The organism is Desulfallas sp. Bu1-1, assembly GCF_015594625.1.
GTDB lineage: Bacteria > Bacillota > Desulfotomaculia > Desulfotomaculales > Desulfallaceae > JADNRQ01.
The window spans coordinates 276,940-298,448 of record NZ_JADNRQ010000002.1 but is presented as its reverse complement, the minus strand read 5'-3'; the positions used below and the strand labels follow the sequence as shown (position 1 = coordinate 298,448).

Genomic DNA, 21,509 nt, shown 5'->3' with positions numbered 1-21,509 from the left:
CTTCTCTTATTGGCGATAAGCGGTTATAATAGTAAGTATATCCTGACGGAATTCGGGACTATAGGGGAGGTTTTCTCATGTCCAGGGAATCAATTGAGCAAACCGTGATGTTTAAAGTGCAGGCCGAGGAAAACAAGGCCAGGGAAATCCTGCTTCAGGTCTATGAAGCGCTTAAAGAAAAGGGTTACAACCCCATTAACCAGCTCGTTGGGTACCTGTTGTCCGGTGACCCGGCCTATATCACCAGCCACAATAACGCCAGGAGCCTGATTCGCCAACTGGAAAGGGATGAATTGCTCGAGGAACTGGTGAAAAGATACCTGGCTTCTTGAGGAAACATGGTTTTGCCATACAGGGAACTGGGTAGCACGGGGATTAAAGTTTCCCGGCTTTGCTTCGGCACGCTTACCATGGGACCCTTGCAGCGGGGTCTGGATCTTGCTCGTGGTGCCGGTTTGATTCGCTCGGCTTTGGAAATGGGAGTAAACTTTATTGATACGGCCGAAATTTATGGCTGTTACCCCTATATTCGCGAAGCGTTAAAGGGATATACAGGAGAAGTGATTATTACATCCAAATCATACGCGTATGACCGGGAAGGAATGGAGCGAAGCCTGCGCGGCTGCCTGGAAGCGCTGAAGCGGGATTACGTGGATATTTTCCTGCTTCACGAACAGGAATCCGCCCATACCATCAAGGGGCACTGGGATGCGGTTGAGTTTCTGGTGCATGCCAGGGAACAGGGGCTGGTGCGGGCTATTGGCATTTCCACCCACTTTGTGGCCGGTGTCCGGGCGGCTGCATCCGTTCCGGAGTTCGATGTCATTCACCCGATTATTAACAAATATGGTATCGGTATCCAGGACGGCGGGGTCGAGGATATGCTGGAAGCCATCAGCTTTGCCGCAATGATGGGCAAGGGGGTTTACGGGATGAAATGCCTGGGGGGCGGTCACCTGATACCCCGGTTGGATGAGGCCATGGATTTTATCCTTTCGGTTTCCGAACTGGCGGCGGTGGCGGTGGGCATGCAATCCCCGGCGGAAATAAAATATAACGTTGATAAATTTTCGGGCCGGGAACCGGACGCAACGCTGGCTGAACAGCTGAAGCAAAAGGCGCGAAGCTTGCATATTGAAGAATGGTGCCGCGGGTGCGGGCAGTGCGTGCAAAGATGTACCGCGGGGGCGCTGGAAATCGCCGGCGGCAAAGCAAGGGTAAACAGCGGGCTCTGCCGCCTGTGCGGTTACTGCGCATCCGTTTGTCCCGAGTTTTGCATTAAAGTATTTTAAGTTGACTGCAAAAAGATACCAAAGCGGAAGAAACCACCGGGGCGCCAGGCCGGCGGGGCAGAGTAGGGGGGCAGGACGTATTTGCGCATTATGGCGATAGACCTGGGCGAAAAAAATATCGGCGTGGCTGTAAGCGACCAGTTAGGTTGGACGGCCCAGGGTCTGGATACGATTAAAAGTACCGGTAAAATTACCGGTGACCTGGATAAAATCAAGGAACTGGTTGAAAAATATGAAGTAGAAAGAATTGTAGTCGGGCTGCCGCGCAATATGAACGGCACCATTGGACCACAGGGACAAAAAGCCCTTGATTTTGCCGCCCGGGCCGCCAGGCATTTGAACCTGCCGGTGGACACCTGGGATGAACGATTGAGTACCGCAGCGGCCGAACGCCTGTTGATCAACGCCGATGTGAGCAGGGTCAAACGACGCAAAGTGGTTGACAAAATGGCAGCGTCAATAATTTTACAAGATTACCTGAATGCCCGGGTTAAAAAAACGTAATAGTTTATTGACAACGGATTTTTTTTTAGTTAGAATAGCTCTAACCTTTGGAAAGAGGTGTATTATTTGCCCGAACAAGATGAAATCATCACCCTTATTGATGAAGAGGGGAACGAAAGTGACGCGCTGATTTACGATATCCTGGAATTGGATGGCAAAAAGTATGCCATTGTCATTCCGGTGATTGACGAAGAAGATGATGAAGACGAGGAAGCGGGAGCTTATGTTTTGAGAATTGATCAGGATGAGGATGGCGACGATATACTGGTGGAAATAGAAGATGAGGAATGGGAAAAAGTAAAAAATGCCTGCATGGAGGAATTTGATTTTGATGTTGTGGAATAATAAGCCGTGTTAAGCGCAATAAAGCTGGCGAAAAAGTTGGTGCCGCCGGCTTTTTATTTTGGACGGGGAGGCTTTCATGGTGCGTCGAATCGGCTTGGTTGCAATCATTATCATTTTAATTGCAAGCGGCGTTCTTTTTAGTCTTTCCGGCGCTTCTTACGCGAATAAAATAGTCAACGGCGTGCATGTGGGGCCGGTTGACTTGAGCGGGCTGTCAAGGGAACAGGCCATGGAAAAGCTGTCCACCCTGGCCGAGAGCGTGAAAAACAGGTCGATCGCGATAAAACACGGTAAAGTAAAAAGGCAAATTCAAGCGGGCGTGCTCGGGGTAAGCCTGGATATTCCCAAAACATTTGACAAGGCGCTTTTAGTGGGCCATACCGGTTCGATAATTCGACGCTTCCGTGAGCGGCAACAGGTTAAAAGAAACGGGCTGCAAATAGAACCGGTGGTGCTGGTCAATAGAGCAATACTGGAGAGAAGGATTGCGGGTGAATTTAAGGAAATAATTCAAGAGCCCGTCGATGCCGGGTTTAAAATCACCCCGGATGACAGGGTGGAAATTGTGCCTGGCCGGGTTGGTAGGAAGGTGGATTTTGCCGCCCTGGAAAGAGAAATTGCCCGGGTGGTCACCGGCGATGAACAAGTGACGGCAGAGGTGGAGCTCCCGCTGCTGACCGTACCGCCGAAACGTGACACCGGGGATATCGAGGCGATGGGCATTAATGGCCTGATCGCCAGGTTCAGCACCAGTTTTGATCCGGGACAGGTGGGACGGACTTATAACGTCAAGGTTGCCGCAGCGGCCCTGGACGGTATCCTGGTTGCGCCGGGAGAAGAGTTTTCCTTCAACCGGGTGGTGGGACCGCGCAGTTCGGAAGCGGGTTATAAAAACGCCATTGTGATCGTAAATAATGAATTCATCGAGGGGATCGGCGGAGGTGTTTGCCAGGTTTCTTCCACCCTTTACAATGCGGTACTCCTGGCGAATCTCAAGGTGACGGAAAGGAGCAACCATTCCCTGCCCGTGAGTTATGTACCTATCGGCAGGGACGCCACGGTGGTTTATGATGCGCTGGACTTCAGGTTCATCAACAACAAGGAAAGTTATATTTATATCAAGTCCTTTGTGGAAGGCAATAATTTGACGTTTAAAATATACGGCAACAAGGAAACCGCACCCCGGGTGGAACTGGCAAGCCGGGTTATTGAAGAGATTGAGCCGAAGGTTATTTATGAAAAAGATCCCAATCTCGCCACCGGCGAACAGGTGGTCAAACAAAAAGGTGCCAAGGGATACAAAGTTGCAACGACAAGGACGGTATGGGTAAACGGCGCAAAAGTGACCGAACAACTGCCCGTAAGTTACTACCAACCGGTGAACAGGATCATTGCCGTCGGTACTGGAGCGGTAAAACCCTCCGTGGTTATTCCCTCCCATGAGCAGCTTGACCCGGCGGGTACCGGGGATGTGCCCGGTGATGACGGGCCCGCTGGCGGGCAAACGGGTGAACCTGAAGATGAAGATGAGGCTGGGCAACAACCCGGGGACGGGCCGGTGGCCGGGCCTGGCGACGGGGCGGCGATACAGCCTGCGGACGGCAATGAGATAAACGGGACCGGTAATGCCGGGCCGGGGAATGAACTTGTTTCCGGAACCGGGGATGGCAAAACCGTTTCCGGGCCGGGCGGGGGTGAGTATATAACTCCCTTGAGTACTAAACCTGGAGAAAGAACAAATGAGCTTTTTAAAAAGTATGACTGAACAAAAAAAGATAAAAAACGCCTATCGTGCCGGATTCGTTGCAGCAGGCGTTTTTTTACTTGCAGCGGTGTTTTGTTTGATGGTATTGCGGGCGCTGTTGATGCCGGTGAACGTTGCCCATGTTAATGAGGTATCGCTGGTGGTGCCCCGAAATGCTTCAACCGCGCAAATTGCCTCCCTGCTCAAGGAAAAGGGCATAATTAAAAATGCTCCGGTATTTCGCCTTTACGCGCGTATGCGGGGCGTAGACGGAAAACTCAAGCCGGGCCGGTATACTTTTAACACGGCCATGTCCATTTCCGGGATAATTGATGAGCTGGTCAAAGGTCCACCCGACCGGGTCAAGCTTACTGTTCCGGAAGGTTATACCGTGCAACAAATAGCCGACCTGCTGGAAAAGAAGGGGATAGCCAAACGGGAGGATTTTACCCGGGCCTTGAAAAAACAATGGGACTTTTCATTTTTGGAGCATGTACCGGTAAAAGAGGCCGGGCTGGAAGGTTATCTTTACCCGGATACTTATTACCTGGGGTCAAACTCCAGCGCAGACGACATAGTGGAAATGATGCTGCGGAAATTTGACAGTGTGATTCGGGACCATAATTACGCGGAGCGAGCAGCCTCAATGGGGCTGACGCTGCATGAGGCCGTAACCATTGCTTCCATGGTGGAACGTGAAGCCAGGGTGGAATCGGAAAGGCCCCGGATAGCCGGGGTGATTTTCAATCGCCTCAAGCTGGGTATGCCGCTCCAGATCGACGCCACCGTGCAATACGCCCTGGGCAAACCAAAGGAGAAATTATTTTACCGGGATCTTGAGGTTGATTCGCCTTACAATACTTATAAAGTCAACGGCCTCCCCCCCGGTCCCATTGCGAACCCGGGCTGGCCTTCGCTTAAGGCCGTAATCGAACCCGAACGGAATGATTTTTTGTATTATGTGGCCAGGCCGGACGGAACGCACGCTTTTGCCCGTACGTTAAGCGAGCATAATCGTAATGTTCAAAAGTACCAGTGAATGGTGATGATTTATGCGCATACCGGAACTGCTGGCGCCCGCCGGCAACCTGGAAAAACTGAAGTATGCCGTGGCCTACGGAGCCGATGCGGTTTACCTGGGGGGAACCGATTTCGGATTGCGGGCGGCGGCCGCCAATTTTGACCTGGAATTATTGTCCCGGGCGGTGGAATATGCCCATCGCAGGGGAGTGAAGGTTTATGTCACCCTGAACATTTTTGCACATAACCGTGACATTGAAGCGCTGCCACCGTATGTCAAGGAACTGGCTTGCATCGGCGTTGATGCCGTGATTGTTTCCGATTTGGGGGTACTGGCACTGGTTCGGGAACTGGCGCCCGCAATGAAGGTGCATGTCAGCACTCAGGCCAACACCACCAACTGGCGCAGCGTCCGGGTTTGGGAATCGCTGGGGGCAAGCCGCGTCGTTCTGGCCAGGGAATTGAGCCTGGAAGAAATAAGGGCGATTAAGGAGCGGGTTGACGCGGAGCTGGAAGTTTTTGTCCATGGCGCGATGTGTATCTCCTATTCGGGCCGCTGCCTGCTCAGCAACTACATGACGGGGCGGGATGCCAACCGGGGCGATTGCGCCCAGGCCTGCCGCTGGAAATACCGGCTGGTGGAGGAAAACAGGCCCGGGGAATATTTTCCCGTATTTGAGGACGAAAGGGGTGCTTATATTCTCAGTTCCCGCGACCTGTGCCTGCTGGAGCACCTGCCCGGCTTGATCGACGCCGGGGTGTCCGCGTTAAAGATAGAAGGGCGGGTGAAAAGCATCCACTATGTGGCTACCGTTACCAGGGTGTATCGCCAGGCGCTGGATGTTTACCGGGCCGATCCGGAGCACTTTCGGGTTCTACCGGAATGGCTGGCGGAAATGGGCAAGGTCAGCAACCGGGAATACACCACCGGTTTTATAACCGGGGTTCAACCCGGCGGCCATACCCCCCCTGTGGAATCCATCTACCGGCGTGACTATACCTTTGTTGGCGCCGTGCTGGGATATGACCGGCCAAGGGGCCTGCTTAAAGTGGAACAAAGAAATCGTTTTTCCCGCGGTGAGGAGTTGGAAATTTTAACGCCGGGCGAGACCTATAGCATGAAAGTTGAACAAATTCTGGACGAGGAAGGGCGTCCGGTGGAAGCAGCGCCGCACCCCGGGCAAGTTATTTACCTGCCCTGGCCGCAACCACTGCCGGAGTTTTCCCTGTTGCGCAGGGCCGAATCTTAAAGAAATATGTATATCACACCCCTTTCCGGGTCACCATATAAATAAATGGTTGGATCTGGAAAGGGGTTAATTCTTGCTTAATTTACGCCGGCGCCGTATGATTTTGGCATTTTGGGCCATGGCTCTTGCCTTTGCCCTGGTTACCTGGCACCTGTACAATATTCAACTGGTGCGGGGAAATTCCCTGGCTCTGCAGGCGCTTGAAATAAGTTCGGAGGAAGTGGCCCTGGAGGAATTTGTGCGAGGAGAAATCACCGACAGGCACAACATTCCCCTGGCCGGCGGTTATTATGCCAACCGGGCTGTGGTATTCCCGTCGTTGATGAGACAAAAGGACCACGAACTAAAAAAACTGGCTGCCATTTTAAACGTGAAACCGGAGGAGCTTGATAAAAAAGCGCAGAGGGGCGCTTTTTACATTTCCAGGCCGCTCACCGGGGAACAATACAACGCGCTGCGCAACGCCGCGCCGGCAGGGGTATACCTGCTTCCGGTTTATCAAAAATATGGTGATGATCCGCTGGCGGTGCACGTTGCCGGACACCTGGGCAAAATCAAAAGTACTGAACAATATCAACGGCTGCAAAAAAACAGTGCCAAGAAATATCATTTGGGCGACTGGGTGGGGCAGTCCGGCCTGGAATTTTTTTATGAACGGGAATTAAAGGGCTCCTATCCGAAACGGTTGGCGCGCGTTCCCGTTGATGCGCGGGGCAGGGTCATCAAGGGCCCCGGCCTGCTGGTGGACAGCGAGGGTACCGATCCCGGGCGCCGGAACGTGGTTACAACGATTGATTACCGGGTCCAGCGCATTGTGGAAGAGGTAATGGATCAACACGTTGCAAGCGGGGCGGTGGTGGTGATGCAGGCGGGCGGCGGGGATATCCTGGCCATGTCCAGCCGGCCGGACTACCACCCGGCTCCTTCCCGCATGGAAACACTGGTTAATGAACCGGCCGGTGATATCTTTGTTGATTATTGTACATCGCTGGTTCAACCGGGGTCTATTTTCAAGATCGTTTTAGCCGCGGCTGCCGTGGAAAAAGGAATTGTTGATTCCCGGACCAGGTTCAACTGTGCCGGGGCGAACGCCGAACCTGTACGCTGCTGGTCCGACGGGGGGCATGGAATTATTTCCTTTGACGATGCTTTTGCGGTTTCCTGCAATCCCGCTTTTGTGGAAATCGGGCGCCGCCTGGGCGCCGCTACCATTATCGAATATGCCGAAGCTCTCGGCCTGGCCAACCAGGCCATTACCGGCTACCCGGTTAAAGCGGACGCCAGGCAGGATTTATTGCTGATCGGCAAGCGTTACAACCTGGCCAACAGCTGTGTCGGTCAGGGACCGGTATTGGTGACCCCGGTGCAGGTTACCGCCTTGATTAATACGATTGCCAGCGGCGGCGTTTATTACCAACCCCGCCTGGTCATGGGCCTCAGCGATGACGCGGGGCACCTGGTTCGCCAATTCAACGGGCCCGCGCCCCGCAGGGCCGTTGCGGCGTATACGGCGGACCGGCTCCGCGCGCTGTTGCGCCAGGTCACCGTTTCCGGGGTGGGCAAAAAAGCCGAAGTGCCCGGGTGGGGCAGCGCCGGCAAGACCGGCTCGGCCCAAGTGGCCGGCGATGAGGGGCCCGTCAACGCCTGGTTTGCGGGGTATGTGCCCGCCGAGCGACCCCAATACGTCATTACCGTTCTGGTGCGCGGCGGGAAAAGCGGGGGCGCCACGGCGGCCCCGCTTTTCCGGGAAATCGCATCCCGGATTATGGAACTGAATTAAGCGGAGTAAAACAATGAGTAATCTTATTAAGCCGGTATAAGTTGTTGAATTGGACAACTGATCATTAATTTATCAAATTTTGGGAGTTGTAAAAGACAACTTTTTAACATATAATGAGTTGGCAGGTGATATTGGCGGAAGGTAATAGAAATTATTTAATAGGAGGTTGCGAATGCAGGAAGATGTTAAACGCGTTGCATTTTACCGGAATGTGCCGGACAGGGACTGGAATGACTGGCGCTGGCAGATTAGAAACAGAATTACCAGCGTGGAAAAATTACGGGAAGTTTTAAATATATCGGAACAAGAGGCCGGTGAAATTAACCTGTGTCTGAAAAAGTTCCGCATGGCCATAACCCCGTATTACGCCAGTCTGATGGACCCCGCGGACAGGGATTGCCCCATCAGGCGCCAGGCCGTACCGGCTATTGACGAGTTGAACCACGATGCCGCCGGTATGAGCGACCCGTTGCACGAAGATGTGGATTCACCGGTGCCCGGCATTACTCACCGGTATCCCGACCGGGTTCTGCTGCTGGTGACGGACCAGTGTTCCATGTACTGCCGTCACTGTACCAGGCGCCGCTTGGCGGGCGCCAGGGACCAGGCTTTGCCCAGGGGGCAGGTGGACCGGGCCATAGCTTATATTCAAAATAATAAAAAGATCCGGGATGTGCTGATTTCGGGAGGCGACCCGCTGACTCTCTCAGATGCGGGCCTGGAGTACATCATCAGGAGGCTCAGGCAGATCAAACATGTAGAGATTATCCGCATTGGCACCAGAATACCCGTTGTGCTTCCCCAGCGCATCACCCCGGAATTATGTAACATGTTGAAAAAATATCACCCGGTTTGGGTTAACACGCATTTCAACCATCCTAAGGAGATTACCCCCTGGTCTGCGGAAGCTTGCGGGCGCTTGGCCGATGCCGGCATCCAGCTTGGCAACCAGTCCGTGTTGTTACGGGGAATCAACGATTGCCCGCATGTTATGAAAAAGTTATTGCACGGGCTGCTGGTCATCCGGGTCAGGCCGTATTACCTGTACCAGTGCGATTTATCCCAGGGCATTGGACATTTCCGCACTTCGGTGGGTAAGGGGATAGAAATCATGGAAAATTTAAGAGGCCACACCACGGGCCTGGCCGTCCCCACTTATGTCGTTGATGCTCCCGGCGGGGGCGGTAAGATTCCTGTGCTGCCGCAGTATCTCATCTCGCGGTCGGATCAAAAAGTAATTTTACGCAACTTTGAAGGCAACATTTATTCCTACACGGAACCTGAGCACTACCACAGCGAATGCCGCTGCGAGAACTGCCTGGCCAAGGAAAAGCATGTTCCCGGGCCGGCCGGCCTGCTTGATGGTTCCGGTGTGTCCATTGAAATAGGCAATTCGAAAAAAGCCGCCGGTTGATTATCCGCCGGTTAATTACATGGATTGCTCAGAAAACGGGCCTGTTGTTGGGAGGTTTAATATGTTCGCGCCAAAGGACCAAAAAACTATTCACGAAACAAACCGGGATTTCGCTGTTGACATGCTCATTGATACTTTCAGCAAGCGGGCCTGGGTGAACAATTATACCTGCAACAACCCGGAGAGGTTGACTGATTTTATATTCCGGGCCTGTCAGGCCTACGGCCTGGGGAAAATTATTTTTCCGGCCCGCAAGGAGCATTTAAAGGAGCTATCAAAACAAGGGTTGGCTATAGAGGGGTGGATCGAAGGTTTTTTTCAAGGGCGGAACGGGTATTTTTTAACGGCGTATCCGGAACCCGGCCGGGCAAAGAGCGTTGATCTGCCCGGTCACCTGGTACAATTAAAGTGCGTTATGAACAGCCCGCGCAAAGAGCCGGTCGCCTTGCCGGAGGGCTGCCTGGTAGTAACCCCGGCTGTTGGTGACATTCCCGCCTTGACGCGTGTTTTCAAAAAAGTATTTGCTTCCTACCCCAGCCCGCTTGATCGCCCGGATTACCTGGCCGCTGTTTTGGGAAAAACCGTGTTGTTCAGGGTAGTAAAACAACACGGGAAAATTGTCAGCGTGGCTGCGGCAGAAGTGAACCGGTCGAACGGCTGCGCTGAACTGACCAATTGCGCCACCCTGCCCGGGGCAAGGGGGGCGGGGATGATGAGTCACTTGATCAGGCAACTGGAACAGGACTGTATTTCCAGAAAAGTTAATTGCCTGTATAGCCTGGCCAGGGCGTCTTCGTTCGGAATGAATCTGGTTTTTCACAGGCTGGGATACCGCTACAGGGGAACGCTGGTGAATAATTGCCATATTAGTGGAGGATTCGAAAACATGAACATTTGGGTCAAGTACTCCGGTTAAAAGATCTGGTGGAACGTGCTTAACCGTGTTTTTCAGGACTGCTGCCTGCCCGGGATGGACATTCATCCCGGGCATATTGGTTACAAGTCCAAATTTGCTGTTATCCCCGGTTTCTCCCTCAATTGACTAATTAGTAATGGTATAGTAGGATAATAGTGATACTAGAATAGAGAAATAAAACCTGAACTTTGGGGGATGTTGTTACTTCACCATGTTCCCAAAAGCACATAAGCTATTATATCTTACTGTAATTTAATTCCGGGAGTGTTAGTGATGATCGTTAGGGGAGAGCAGATCAGGGCGCTGCGGGAAGAGCGGGGTTATACTTTGCAGGATTTGGCCAAGCGGGCCAATTTGTCTCTGTCGTACCTGAGCGAAATTGAGCGAGGTTCCAAACGTCCTTCTTTAAAAACCATCGACAAGCTGGCTGCTGCATTAAATGTTTCCAAGGCGCAGCTGATCAAAGGAGATGTGACCGATACCGGGCTTTCCCTGGGGGATAAAATCCGGTTGATGCGGTCCGAAAAAGGGCTGTCCCCGCAGGACCTGGCCCAGCGGGCGGGCATAACCCTGTCTTACCTGAATGAAATTGAACGGGGCGCGGTGTATCCCGCCCTGAACACGCTGAAAAAAATAGCCGAGGGACTGGATACGGCGGTTTCCGCGCTGATCAGCCACGAGGGTTCCCTGGGCCATAAACTGAAGTCCTTGAGGGAAGAATATGGATTAACCCAGGCCCAGCTGGCCAACCTCGCCGGTGTGACCGCCGGGCTGATCGGACAAATTGAGCACGGCAAGGTGCAGCCGTCTTTAAAAACACTGGAAAAGATATCCGAAGTCATGGGGGTTTCCCCCTGTTACTTTATCATGGAACCGGGCGCCGTAGACCAGATGTTGAGCCTGATGAACCCCGAGCTGAGGGAGATGCTCATGCACCCCAACGTTCAGGCGGTTTTAAACCTGGTTTGCAATCTCAACGAAAAAGAAATGCAATTCATTTTAAATTTTATTCAGCTGTTCAAACGGTCTGAAATATCTTAGCCAAAGGGATTGTCTAACATTTATTTATATATTATAATAAGGCCATATAGAGTAGAAAGGATCTAATTTATATGGCTGCGGTTGTGATTAAAGAATTGTGTATCGGCTGCGGGGTATGCTCGCAAATGTGTCCAATGCAAGCGATATCGGTCCGGGTTAAAACCGCCCATGTGGACACCGGCCGGTGCAACGATTGCGAAGAATGTGTTTTTGCCTGCCCCAACGGGGCGATTACCCTGTAATTGTTCAGCGAGGAGGGATTCGGATTGCCGACCTACGATTTTCGTTGCGGCCAATGTGGACACAAATTTACTGTGCTGGTAAGCATCAGTGAAAAGGATAAGGTCACCTGTCCCGCTTGCGGCGCCGGGAAAATCGAGCAATTATTCACCGGTTGCGCCGTGCGTACCGGCGGGGGTGGCGGGTCATGCGATTTACCGGCCGCCGGTGGCGGGTTCGGTGGCGGCTGAGGCATCTAATCACCCGGCCGTGGGCCGGGGAAAATATTGGACGCCATCAGATGAATAAAAAATATGAAAAACAAAGCGTCCCTGGCCCCGCACCAGTTGCGGGATTGTTTCAGGGACGCTTTTTTCCAACAGTTTATGACCTTGATAGCGTAATTGCAAAAAAAACAGTTCCGGCTAAAAATTTACAACAAGAAAGGAAATTATTTGACAATGTAGAAATTAACAGCATACTATACCCTTAAGCGTTGCCTGCCGGGATCTGCGGACGGGGATACGGTTTTATTGACAGCGGAGGGCGGCAACAATAATATTGAATATATGCTTGGTTATTGGGAGTGCATTATGGTGAAACAAGCCGGGGAAGGGGTCACCGGAATAATTCTGGCCGGGGGAAAGAATGCCCGCATGGGTGCGGAAAAGGCCTTGCTCAAAGTGGGGCCATATTTTATCATTGAGAGAATATCCGGCGTGTTGAAGAATCTGGTGGGTGAAATTCTGGTGGTTACCGGCTGCCCGGAAAAATATACCGGTTACGGCGACAGGGTCATAAGCGACATTATCACCGGGCGCGGGCCGCTGGGCGGTATCCATGCCGGGCTGGTTCACGCCTCATATCCCCGGGCGCTGGTTACGGCCTGTGACATGCCTTTCGTCAGCGCAGGACTGGCCCGGTTGATAATTAAGGAGGCGACGGGCTACGATGTGGTTGTGCCCCGTTACCGCGGGTATCCCGAACCATTATTCGCCCTGTACGGCAAATCATGCATTAATATTATTGAACACCGTCTGGCCGAGGGGCGGAATAAAATTACCGGTTTTTACGACCGGGTTAAAGTCAGATACCTGGAAGAAAATGAAATGGCGATCGTGGAACCGCGCCTGGACCGGGTTTTTTTTAACGTCAACACGCCCGGAGATCTGGAAAAAGCTAATTTACTGGTTTGAGGGGGCCGAGATGCTGAGCGTATTATATCCCCGGATGTACGTGCCCGCCATATACGAAATCAATCCGGAAGAGCTTAAAAAAATGGGTATCAGAGCCTTACTTCTGGACCTTGACAATACCATCGTTCCCAGGGATCAAGACCGTTTTTCCCGGGAAATAACGCAGTGGCTGCAAGGCATGCTGGAAAAGGGTTTCAAGTTATGCGTGGTTTCCAATAACAGCAACGCCAGGGTCCGCAGGCTGGTGGGCCCTCTGCGCATACCCTGCGTTGTCAGGGCGGTAAAACCGTTTCGCCATGCTTTCCAGCGCGGCATGGACCTGCTCGGGGTTAAGCCGCAAGAAACCGCGGTGGTCGGTGACCAGATTTTTACGGATATCCTGGGCGGGAATATGCTGGGGTTATATACCATCCTGGTTGTTCCCATGCCGGGCAGGGATTTTTGGGCCACCAGGCTGATCAACCGGCCTCTGGAAAAACTGGTTATAAAACGCATATCGGACCGGGTGTCACATAAGGATAAACAATACCGGGTCTGGTAATCAGGGGGCTTGTTATGATTAACGGTAAAACCGTTGTCTACGGTATCATCGGCAATCCCGTGGCGCACAGTTTTTCACCGGCCATGCACAATGCCGCCATGCGGGAACTGGGGATCAATTGTGTTTACGTGCCGTTTTGTCCTCCGCCGGAAAAGCTGGGGGAAGCGGTGGCCGGCATCCGGGCACTGGGTATTGCCGGGGTAAACGTAACGGTGCCTTACAAGGAAGCGGTTATCCCCCACCTGGATGAACTTACCGGTGAGGCGAAATTATACGGGGCCGTTAATACCATTATCAACCGGCGAGGCGTTTTAACCGGCCATAATACCGACGGGCCCGGCTTGATCAAGGCGCTGCGGGAGGATTACCAGTTTGACCCCGGTAAGGGCCCGGCGGTGATCTTTGGGGCGGGCGGCGCGGCCAGGGCGATAGCCGTGGCGCTGGCCCGGTCGGGTTGCCCGGAACTGGCCGTGGTGAACCGCCGGTTTGAAAAAGCGCTCAAACTGGCTGAAATGGTGGCCGCGGCCACGGGAACGCAAGCGCGCGCGTTTCACTGGGACGCCGGGGACCGGCAACTGGAGGAATTTACCCGGCGGTCCGCGCTGCTGGTCAATTGCACTCCCGTGGGCATGGCCGGCGGAGCGGTGGAAGAATTTCCGTTACCAGGCGATTTGCCCGGCAAAGGCCAGCTGGCATACGACACCGTATACAACCCGCCCCGCACGCCCTTTATGGTTAGGGGCGCCCGCAACGGCGCGGTTGTAGCCAACGGGCTGAGCATGTTGTTGTACCAGGGAGTGCTTGCCCTGGAAGAATGGACCGGGCTGGCCGCTCCGGTGGAAGTGATGCGCCGTGAATTGTACAAGCAGACGGGCATTTCAGAATAGAAGCATCGGTATTGACGCCCATATCGCTGTGACGCGGCGCCGGCAGAAATAATGAAAAGTTATCACCTGTGCGCGGAACACTAGTACCGGGCAATTTATCAGCACAGACCGGCTCTTTGGTTGCCGGAATCGCGGGTTATGAAAAATAGGGGGTTGAAATAATTGCTGCGCTACCTTACCGCGGGGGAATCCCATGGCCCCTCCCTTACCGCCATCGTGGACGGTTTACCGGCGGGGCTTCCCCTGACAAGTGAATACATCGATGAACAGCTGGCCCGCCGCCAGGGGGGATACGGCCGGGGTGGGCGAATGAAAATTGAGCGGGACCGGGTGAAAATTACCTCCGGGGTAAGGGGCGGCCTGACCATGGGCAGCCCGGTGACGCTGGTGGTGGAAAACAGGGACTGGGAGAACTGGCGCCGGGTTATGGCGCCGGGGCCGGAGGCCGACCTGGCGGCCCGGGCGGTGTCAAGGCCCAGGCCGGGCCACGCCGACTTGACCGGAAGCATGAAGTACGGGCACCGGGACATGCGCAATGTGCTGGAACGGTCCAGCGCCCGTGAAACGGCGGCCAGGGTGGCTGCCGGCAGCGTGGCCCGCCGGTTGCTGGAGGAACTTGGCGTTATTATCGTTGGAACGGTGGTGCAAATAGGCGGGGTCAAGGCGCGGGCAACGGAACTGCCCGCCGGTGAACTGGCCGCCGCCGCGCGCAAATCCGAAGTATATTGCGCGGACGATCTCGCTTCCGAAGAGATGATCCGTGAGATTGAACGCGCCCGAACGGCCGGTGACACCCTGGGCGGCATCTTTGAAATAAAAGTGTTCGGGTTGCCGCCGGGACTGGGTAGCTATACCCAGCGGGACCGGACGCTGGACGGCAGGCTGGCCGGGGCGCTGATGAGCATCCAGGCCATCAAGGGGGTTGAGGTGGGCGCCGGATTTGCCGCGGCTGCACGCCGTGGTTCCGAGGTGCACGATGAAATTTTTTACGCGCCGCAAAAGGGGTTTTACCGGAAAACCAACAACGCCGGCGGCATCGAGGGCGGTATGTCCAACGGTGAAGTTTTGCTGGTCAGGGCGGCCATGAAACCTATCCCAACCTTATACAGGCCGCTGCGCAGTGTTGACATTGAGACCAAAGAACCATTTGAGGCATCGGTGGAAAGATCCGACACTTGCGCCGTGCCCGCCGCCTGCGTGGTGGGCGAGGCGGTTACGGCATGGGAACTGGCGGCGGCGATGCTGGAGAAATTCGGGGGAGACACCATGCGCGAAATTGCGGAACGGGTGCGCCTGTACCGGGAGTACCTGATGGGAATTTAAAAGAGCGCCGGAAAGGAGCAAAATGAAAAAAAATATTGTATTGATCGGCTTTATGGGCACGGGTAAAACTTCACTGGGCCGCCAGCTTGCCAGGCGGCTGGGGTACCGGTTCATCGATACCGACCAGGCCATCGAAGAAGTAACCGGTAAAACCGTGGCACAAATTTTTCGCCGGGACGGTGTGATCAGGTTCCGCTCGGAGGAAAATCTCCTGGCCCGTAAACTGGCCGGCCAGTCCGGCCTGGTCATCGCCACCGGTGGCGGCATGGTGCTTAACGAAGAAAATGTGGCCCTGCTCGGGCAAAACGGGATACTGATCGGGTTGCGGGCCGATCCCGAGGTGATTGTAAGCCGGGTCAAAAATAAAAAACACAGGCCGCTGCTGCACCGGGGCGACCTCCGGGAAAACGTGTTGAAACTGTTGCGGGAGCGGGAGGGAGTTTACGACGTGGCTGAATACACCATTGACACCGGCAAGCTGTCCTTTCATGAAGCGTTGAATGAACTCTACAAGTATGTCAGGCAAAAGGGATGCTGAGATGATGAAAGAAGTTGGTATTGATCTGGGCAACCGGTCTTATCAAATTATGATCGGCAACGGGCTGCTGGAGCGGGCCGGAGAGTTGATCGCCGGGGTGAGTGCCGGCCGTAAGGCGCTGCTGGTAACCAACCCGGTGGTGGGGAACCTTTATGCCGGCCGGGTGGCCGCCAGCCTGGAGCAGGCGGGCTTCGAGGTTGTCCGGGCCGAGGTTCCCGACGGGGAGCAGTATAAAACCCTGCAAAGCGCGGAGTTCCTTTATGACCGGGCATTTGACGCCGGCCTGGACAGGCAGTGCCCGGTGGTCGCGCTGGGCGGCGGGGTGATCGGCGATCTGGCCGGCTTTGTGGCCGCCACTTACATGCGGGGCGTGCCTTTCATACAAGTGCCCACCACGCTCCTGGCCCAGGTGGACAGCAGTGTGGGGGGGAAAGTGGCGGTAAACCACCCCCGGGGCAAGAACATCATCGGCGCGTTTTACCAGCCCGCGCTGGTGATATCCGATACGGGCACGCTGCGCACCCTGGACAGCCGCGAGGTGCGGTCCGGGCTGGCCGAAGTAATCAAGTACGGTGTGATAAAAGATGCTTCCTTTTTTACCTGGCTGGAAGATAATGTTGAAAAAGTTTTAACACTTGATTCTGATGCTATGGCTTATGTCGTGGTAATGTCCTGCCGCATTAAGGCTGCGGTGGTGGAAGAGGATGAAACCGAACAGGGCAGCCGGGCTGTGCTGAATTTCGGGCACACGGTGGGGCATGCGGTGGAGGCTTTAACCGGTTATACGGAATATCGCCATGGCGAGGCGGTGGCCATCGGCATGGCAGCAGCTTCCAGGCTGGCTGTGAACCTGAAACAAATGAGCTATGAGGAAGAATTTAGAATAAATAAACTAATAGAAAAAGCCGGCTTGCCGCTAAAAGTGCCCGGGGCGCTCCGGGATAGCGATATGCTGGAGGCAATGGCCAGGGATAAAAAAGTTTATAACGACGAAATAACATTTATTTTACCACGCACCATCGGCAAAGTAAGTATTGAAAGAAACATTCGCCGTGAAAAAATATTGCAAGCCATTGCTGAGAGCAAGGATTAGCCACTATTAAGCTGTCTCGTATAAATTGTAAGAGGCAGCTATTGTTTTTGGTCCATTTTTCTCTTATAATTAGACCAAAATTTACTATTTTTTAATATTTCAATTTCCAATTTACTTACCTGAAAAAGGCAAACGTTCCGAAAGGAGCGGGCGCAGAGTTACGGGCCTAAGGCATAATGCTATGGCGGCCGGGCAACCAGGTGCGGGCAATTGTTTAATACCGCACTTTTTGTTTTTTGTATTTAGGTGTGACAATATGGCCCGTCAAGAAGGAGAATAATTGCTTTTCGAGAAAATAATTGACAATAAAAAATCTGTTAATATTTATCCCATGAGGTTAAGTTGTGATGAAATTTGCAAAAAATTTTCTTGGGACATGGCTGGTTAAAGAAGGTGTAATAACAGAAGAACAATTAAATGAAGCCCTGAATAATCAAAAACTGAGTAAAGATAAACAAAATTATCTCGGCAAAGTACTGGTGAAGCTGGGATATTGCACTGAAGACGACATAGCCAGGGTAATTGCCAAGCGCGCCGGTGTTCCATTTATTTCACTGGAAAATTTCCGGATTGATCCCGCCGCTGTGGCCACATTGCCGGCGGAGGCTTTAAAAAGATATAATGTTTTGCCTATTGCTTTCAATGGTGACAAGCTCACCGTGGCTATGCAGCACCCTGATAATATCATGGCTATTGACGACCTGCGCATTCTCACCGGGTATGACATTAAACCGGTGGTTGTGCCGGATAGTGAATTGAGCGCCGCAATAGAAAAATATACCCGTGCCGGTATGGAGTTTGATCAATTGGATAATGAGGAACAAAAGGAAGAGGATATTACCCTTGAAGAGGAAGAATCTGCCGCCAAGCCTGCCGTGCAGCTGGCCAACATGATTCTGGCCCAGGCGGTTGGCACCAAGGCGAGTGACATACATATCGAACCATATGAAAACTATGTGCGGGTGCGTTTCAGAATTGACGGCGTTTTGCATGACATCATGCAACTGCCCGGGCAAATGCACGCTTCACTGGTTTCACGGATAAAAATTATGGCTAACATGAACATTGCCGAGCGCAGGATACCCCAGGACGGGCGGGTGTCACTGAAAATCGAGGGGCGGACCATTGACGCCCGGGTTGCTTCGCTGCCCGCCAGCTTCGGTGAACGGTTAACCTTGCGGCTCCTGGACCGCTCGTCTAAAATGATTACCCTTGAAGAACTTGGTGTTACCCCTGAAATCCTGGAAAAGTACCGGGAAATAATCAACCTCCCTTATGGTTGTATTTTGGTCACCGGCCCCACGGGTAGCGGCAAGAGCACCACGCTTTACGCCAGCCTGGCTACAGTGGATAAAGTGGCGAAAAACGTCATCACTATTGAAGACCCTGTTGAATACCGCATGGATGGGATTAATCAAATTCAGATTAATCCCAAGGCCGGGCTTACCTTTGCGTCAGGATTACGGTCGATCCTGCGCAGTGACCCGGATATTATCATGGTTGGTGAAATCAGAGATAAAGAGACCGCAAAGTTAGCCATCGAATCGGCCCTGACGGGTCACCTGGTTTTTTCAACGCTGCATACCAATGATGCCGCCGGTGCCATTACCCGCCTGGCCGAAATGGGTATAGAACCGTTTTTAACCGCATCGTCCGTGGTATGTATTATGGCCCAGCGCCTGGTCCGGGTGCTTTGTCCCAACTGTAAAGAACCTTATGAGCTAACGCTGGAAAAATTGCTGGATATACCGGATTTTCCCCTGGATGAAAATGAAACAACCTTAAAGCTTTACCGCCCCAGGGGATGTATGCGTTGTAGTAATACGGGTTACCGGGGTAGAACCGGCATCTATGAACTCCTGTTTGTCACTGAAAGCATCCAGCGCCTGACCCTTGAGCGAAAGTCAGCAAAGGATATTAAGGCGACCGCGGTTGCCGAAGGGATGGTTACCCTGCGCCGGGATGGACTGGTGAAGGTGAAACAGGGCGTTACTTCACTGGAAGAATTAATGAGGGTGGTACAATGATTCAACAAAATCTGCCGGATCTCAATCAAATCCTGGCTCGCGCGGTGGAAATGAAAGGCTCCGATCTTCACCTCACGGCAGGCTCCCGACCGGTTGTTCGTGTATTCGGGGAACTGGTTCCAATGGAGGATCTCCCGGTTTTAATGCCCCAGGATATAGAAGATCTTATTTTTCCCGTTCTTGGGCCCCACCACAGGGAGAAGCTGGAAAAAGACCTGGAGCTGGATTTTTCGCATTCAATTCGCGGTGTCAGCCGTTTCCGGTGTAACATCATGTGGCAGCGCGGTTCGCTGGCCGTCAATTTCCGGGTGGTGGCCATGAATATACCGCGCCTGGAAGATTTGGGCCTCCCGCCGGCGGTTAAGGAACTGGCCCGCCTGCCGCGCGGCCTGGTGCTTGTTACCGGGCCGACCGGCAGCGGCAAATCGACTACCCTGGCGTCAATTATTAACCTGATCAATGAAGAGCGCTGCTTGAATATTGTCACAGTGGAAGATCCCATTGAATTTTTACACAGTCATAAAAAATCCATAATTAAACAGCGGGAAGTAGGCAATGATACTCATTCCTTTGCCAATGCCCTCCGGCACGTGCTGCGCCATGACCCCGATGTGATCATGATTGGGGAAATGCGGGATCTGGAGAGTATTTCCATTGCCCTTACTGCCGCTGAAACCGGGCACCTTGTGTTCTCAACGTTGCACACCCAAACCGCGACCCTTGCCGTGCACCGTATTATAGATGTATTCCCGGAGGGTACCCGCAGCCAGATCAGACAACAGCTTGCCGATTCGCTGCAGGGCGTCATAGCCCAGCAGCTGATTCCGAAGGAGATCGGTCAGGGTAGAGTGGCTGTCGTGGAATTATTGCTTACCTCCCCGGCGGTGAAAAATTTAATCCGGGAGGGTAAAGAGCACCAGCTGTACACGGTGATGCAAACCGGGCGAAACATGGGTATGCAGACCATGGACCAGGCCCTGGCCGATTTATGCCTGGCCGGGGTCATTAGCCGGGAAACGGCCCTGGCACGTTGTGTTGACCGGACCGAGCTGGAAAGGGCGCTGCGGAGAAACTACCTGTAATACGATAACCAGTTATTACATAGTGCCCGGAGGAAGGGTGATAGTATGCCCTTATATGCTTATCAAGCGTATGACAGGACAGGGGTTTCAATAACGGGTAAGCTGGAAGCCGAGCATGAATTGACGGCTGCTGCACGGTTGCGCAGGATGGGCTACACCGTTGTTGATTTGTCGGAAGTGAAACAGTCCCAATTTAAGAAAGCATTTGAGATGCGGCGAAAAGTCGGTATCGGGGATCTCAGCTTTTTCAGCCGGCAGCTGGCGGCCATGCTTGCAGCCGGCATCCCGTTGACTCGCTGTCTTTATACGTTGCACGAACAGACAACAAACCCCACCTTGAGCCGTGTTACCGGCGAGGTCGCGCGCAATGTGGAAAGCGGGGCAAGTTTTTCCGAGTCGCTGCTTGCCCACCCGGATGTTTTTTCCACCATGTACGTTGACATGGTTAAAGCGGGAGAAATAGGCGGCTCGCTGGAAGAAATGCTGAAACGCCTTTCCGAACAGCTTGAGCGGGATAAAAGCCTGCGGGATCATATTCGTTCCGCCACTTTTTATCCGGTTGTCATTGTGCTCTTTGCCACCTGTGTCGTGCTGGCGATGATGTTTTTCATCGTTCCCATATTTATGAATTTCTTTCCAACCGGTGTGGCCCTGCCCCTGCCCACCAGGATTATCATTGCTTTAAGCGATTCGCTGCGTAATTTCTGGTATATTTACCTGCTGTTTTTTATCCTGGTTGTCACCGGTTTGCGCTTATATGCCGGCAGCGATTCCGGCAAACGGGCGTGGGATTACATTAAATTTAAACTGCCTGTTTTCGGCGAGCTTTTTAAAAAGGCTACCATCGCCCGCTTTTGCCGTACACTGGCCACACTCCTTGCCGGGGGTATCCCGGTGCTGCAGGCACTGGATGCCGCCGGCCCGGCGTCCGGTAGTATCCGGGTCACCGAAGCGGTCAAACAGACCGGGGCAGGGATTCAAGAAGGACAGAGCATTGCCTTACCCCTGGAGAAGAGCGGGTTTTTCCCGCCGATGGTCACCAATATGGTGGCTGTCGGGGAAGAAACCGGCGATCTTTCCACGTTGCTTGCCAAGGTGGCCGAGTTCTACGAGGAAGAAGTGTCCACCATGACCAAAGGATTGACCGCGCTTATCGAGCCGGTGTTAATTATCTTTGTCGGCTTTATCATCGGCGGTATCGTTATTGCCGTCTACCTGCCCATATTTAACGTAGTCACCTCTGTAGGGAGGTAAAAATGCCGGCAAGGAGCCTTAATTTGATTGCCCAAGCCCTATC

The 21,509-nt window shown here is 53.3% G+C and carries 23 protein-coding genes and 1 riboswitch; all 23 genes read left to right on the top strand.

Annotated elements, in window-relative coordinates; genetic code table 11:
* Positions 1 to 77: 77 nt before the first annotated feature.
* The 23 genes from IT084_RS04130 to IT084_RS04020 all read left to right on the top strand — a co-directional run bounded on the left by IT084_RS04130 (position 78) and on the right by IT084_RS04020 (position 21,466).
* Complete coding sequence (locus tag IT084_RS04130) at positions 78 to 332, top strand: IreB family regulatory phosphoprotein (RefSeq protein WP_195711381.1); 255 nt, start codon at positions 78 to 80, stop codon at positions 330 to 332.
* A gap of 12 nt (positions 333 to 344) precedes the next feature.
* Positions 345 to 1,292 carry an aldo/keto reductase gene (locus IT084_RS04125; RefSeq protein WP_195711379.1) on the top strand — a complete coding sequence of 316 codons (948 nt, stop codon included), beginning with the start codon at positions 345 to 347 and terminating at the stop codon, positions 1,290 to 1,292.
* A gap of 81 nt (positions 1,293 to 1,373) precedes the next feature.
* Positions 1,374 to 1,796, top strand: coding sequence for a Holliday junction resolvase RuvX (gene ruvX, locus IT084_RS04120; protein WP_195711377.1), 423 nt, complete (start codon positions 1,374 to 1,376; stop codon positions 1,794 to 1,796).
* A gap of 66 nt (positions 1,797 to 1,862) precedes the next feature.
* Entirely contained in the window at positions 1,863 to 2,141 is a 279-nt protein-coding gene (locus IT084_RS04115; protein ID WP_195711375.1) for a DUF1292 domain-containing protein, read from the top strand.
* 76 nt (positions 2,142 to 2,217) lie between these two features.
* The gene (locus IT084_RS04110) at positions 2,218 to 3,906 is read left to right on the top strand and encodes a VanW family protein (RefSeq protein WP_195711373.1); all 1,689 of its coding nucleotides are present in this window, start codon (positions 2,218 to 2,220) and stop codon (positions 3,904 to 3,906) included.
* Positions 3,881 to 4,924: an endolytic transglycosylase MltG gene (mltG, locus tag IT084_RS04105; protein ID WP_195711371.1), complete on the top strand. Its 1,044-nt coding sequence runs from the start codon at positions 3,881 to 3,883 to the stop codon at positions 4,922 to 4,924. Before IT084_RS04110 ends, mltG begins: the two co-directional genes overlap by 26 nt.
* A 13-nt stretch (positions 4,925 to 4,937) precedes the next feature.
* Positions 4,938 to 6,155, top strand: a complete 1,218-nt coding sequence (locus IT084_RS04100) for a U32 family peptidase (RefSeq protein WP_195711369.1) — start codon at positions 4,938 to 4,940, stop codon at positions 6,153 to 6,155.
* Between the two features lie 73 nt (positions 6,156 to 6,228).
* Positions 6,229 to 7,935, top strand: a complete 1,707-nt coding sequence (locus IT084_RS04095; protein ID WP_243276726.1) for a penicillin-binding protein 2 — start codon at positions 6,229 to 6,231, stop codon at positions 7,933 to 7,935.
* A 172-nt stretch (positions 7,936 to 8,107) separates the two neighbouring features.
* Complete coding sequence (ablA, locus tag IT084_RS04090) at positions 8,108 to 9,349, top strand: lysine 2,3-aminomutase (RefSeq protein WP_195711367.1); 1,242 nt, start codon at positions 8,108 to 8,110, stop codon at positions 9,347 to 9,349.
* A gap of 61 nt (positions 9,350 to 9,410) precedes the next feature.
* A complete protein-coding gene (gene ablB / locus IT084_RS04085) occupies positions 9,411 to 10,265 on the top strand; it encodes a putative beta-lysine N-acetyltransferase (RefSeq protein ID WP_195711365.1) in 855 nt (284 codons plus the stop codon).
* A gap of 273 nt (positions 10,266 to 10,538) precedes the next feature.
* Positions 10,539 to 11,306 carry a helix-turn-helix domain-containing protein gene (locus tag IT084_RS04080; RefSeq protein ID WP_195711362.1) on the top strand — a complete coding sequence of 256 codons (768 nt, stop codon included), beginning with the start codon at positions 10,539 to 10,541 and terminating at the stop codon, positions 11,304 to 11,306.
* Positions 11,307 to 11,377: 71 nt separating this feature from the next.
* Positions 11,378 to 11,548, top strand: coding sequence for a 4Fe-4S binding protein (locus IT084_RS04075; RefSeq protein WP_195711360.1), 171 nt, complete (start codon positions 11,378 to 11,380; stop codon positions 11,546 to 11,548).
* Between the two features lie 24 nt (positions 11,549 to 11,572).
* On the top strand, positions 11,573 to 11,776 hold the full coding sequence (locus IT084_RS04070) for a zinc ribbon domain-containing protein (RefSeq protein ID WP_195711358.1): 204 nt from the start codon (positions 11,573 to 11,575) through the stop codon (positions 11,774 to 11,776).
* Between the two features lie 50 nt (positions 11,777 to 11,826).
* Positions 11,827 to 12,018, top strand: coding sequence for a hypothetical protein (locus IT084_RS04065; protein WP_195711356.1), 192 nt, complete (start codon positions 11,827 to 11,829; stop codon positions 12,016 to 12,018).
* 100 nt (positions 12,019 to 12,118) lie between these two features.
* Positions 12,119 to 12,721 carry a molybdenum cofactor guanylyltransferase gene (locus tag IT084_RS04060; protein ID WP_195711354.1) on the top strand — a complete coding sequence of 201 codons (603 nt, stop codon included), beginning with the start codon at positions 12,119 to 12,121 and terminating at the stop codon, positions 12,719 to 12,721.
* Between the two features lie 10 nt (positions 12,722 to 12,731).
* Positions 12,732 to 13,262 (top strand): YqeG family HAD IIIA-type phosphatase, encoded by a 531-nt coding sequence (locus IT084_RS04055; protein WP_195711352.1) that lies wholly within the window; start codon positions 12,732 to 12,734, stop codon positions 13,260 to 13,262.
* 14 nt (positions 13,263 to 13,276) lie between these two features.
* On the top strand, positions 13,277 to 14,149 hold the full coding sequence (locus tag IT084_RS04050) for a shikimate dehydrogenase (protein WP_195711351.1): 873 nt from the start codon (positions 13,277 to 13,279) through the stop codon (positions 14,147 to 14,149).
* Between the two features lie 162 nt (positions 14,150 to 14,311).
* Complete coding sequence (gene aroC / locus IT084_RS04045) at positions 14,312 to 15,472, top strand: chorismate synthase (protein ID WP_279327808.1); 1,161 nt, start codon at positions 14,312 to 14,314, stop codon at positions 15,470 to 15,472.
* A 22-nt stretch (positions 15,473 to 15,494) separates the two neighbouring features.
* Positions 15,495 to 16,010, top strand: coding sequence for a shikimate kinase (locus tag IT084_RS04040; protein ID WP_195711350.1), 516 nt, complete (start codon positions 15,495 to 15,497; stop codon positions 16,008 to 16,010).
* Between the two features lie 4 nt (positions 16,011 to 16,014).
* The gene (aroB, locus tag IT084_RS04035; RefSeq protein WP_195711427.1) at positions 16,015 to 17,103 is read left to right on the top strand and encodes a 3-dehydroquinate synthase; all 1,089 of its coding nucleotides are present in this window, start codon (positions 16,015 to 16,017) and stop codon (positions 17,101 to 17,103) included.
* A gap of 117 nt (positions 17,104 to 17,220) precedes the next feature.
* Positions 17,221 to 17,304: riboswitch (cyclic di-GMP riboswitch) on the top strand.
* A gap of 146 nt (positions 17,305 to 17,450) precedes the next feature.
* Positions 17,451 to 19,130: a GspE/PulE family protein gene (locus tag IT084_RS04030; RefSeq protein ID WP_195711425.1), complete on the top strand. Its 1,680-nt coding sequence runs from the start codon at positions 17,451 to 17,453 to the stop codon at positions 19,128 to 19,130.
* Positions 19,127 to 20,212, top strand: coding sequence for a type IV pilus twitching motility protein PilT (locus tag IT084_RS04025; RefSeq protein ID WP_195711349.1), 1,086 nt, complete (start codon positions 19,127 to 19,129; stop codon positions 20,210 to 20,212). Before IT084_RS04030 ends, IT084_RS04025 begins: the two co-directional genes overlap by 4 nt.
* Before the next feature lie 45 nt (positions 20,213 to 20,257).
* Complete coding sequence (locus IT084_RS04020; protein WP_195711348.1) at positions 20,258 to 21,466, top strand: type II secretion system F family protein; 1,209 nt, start codon at positions 20,258 to 20,260, stop codon at positions 21,464 to 21,466.
* Positions 21,467 to 21,509: the final 43 nt, after the last annotated feature.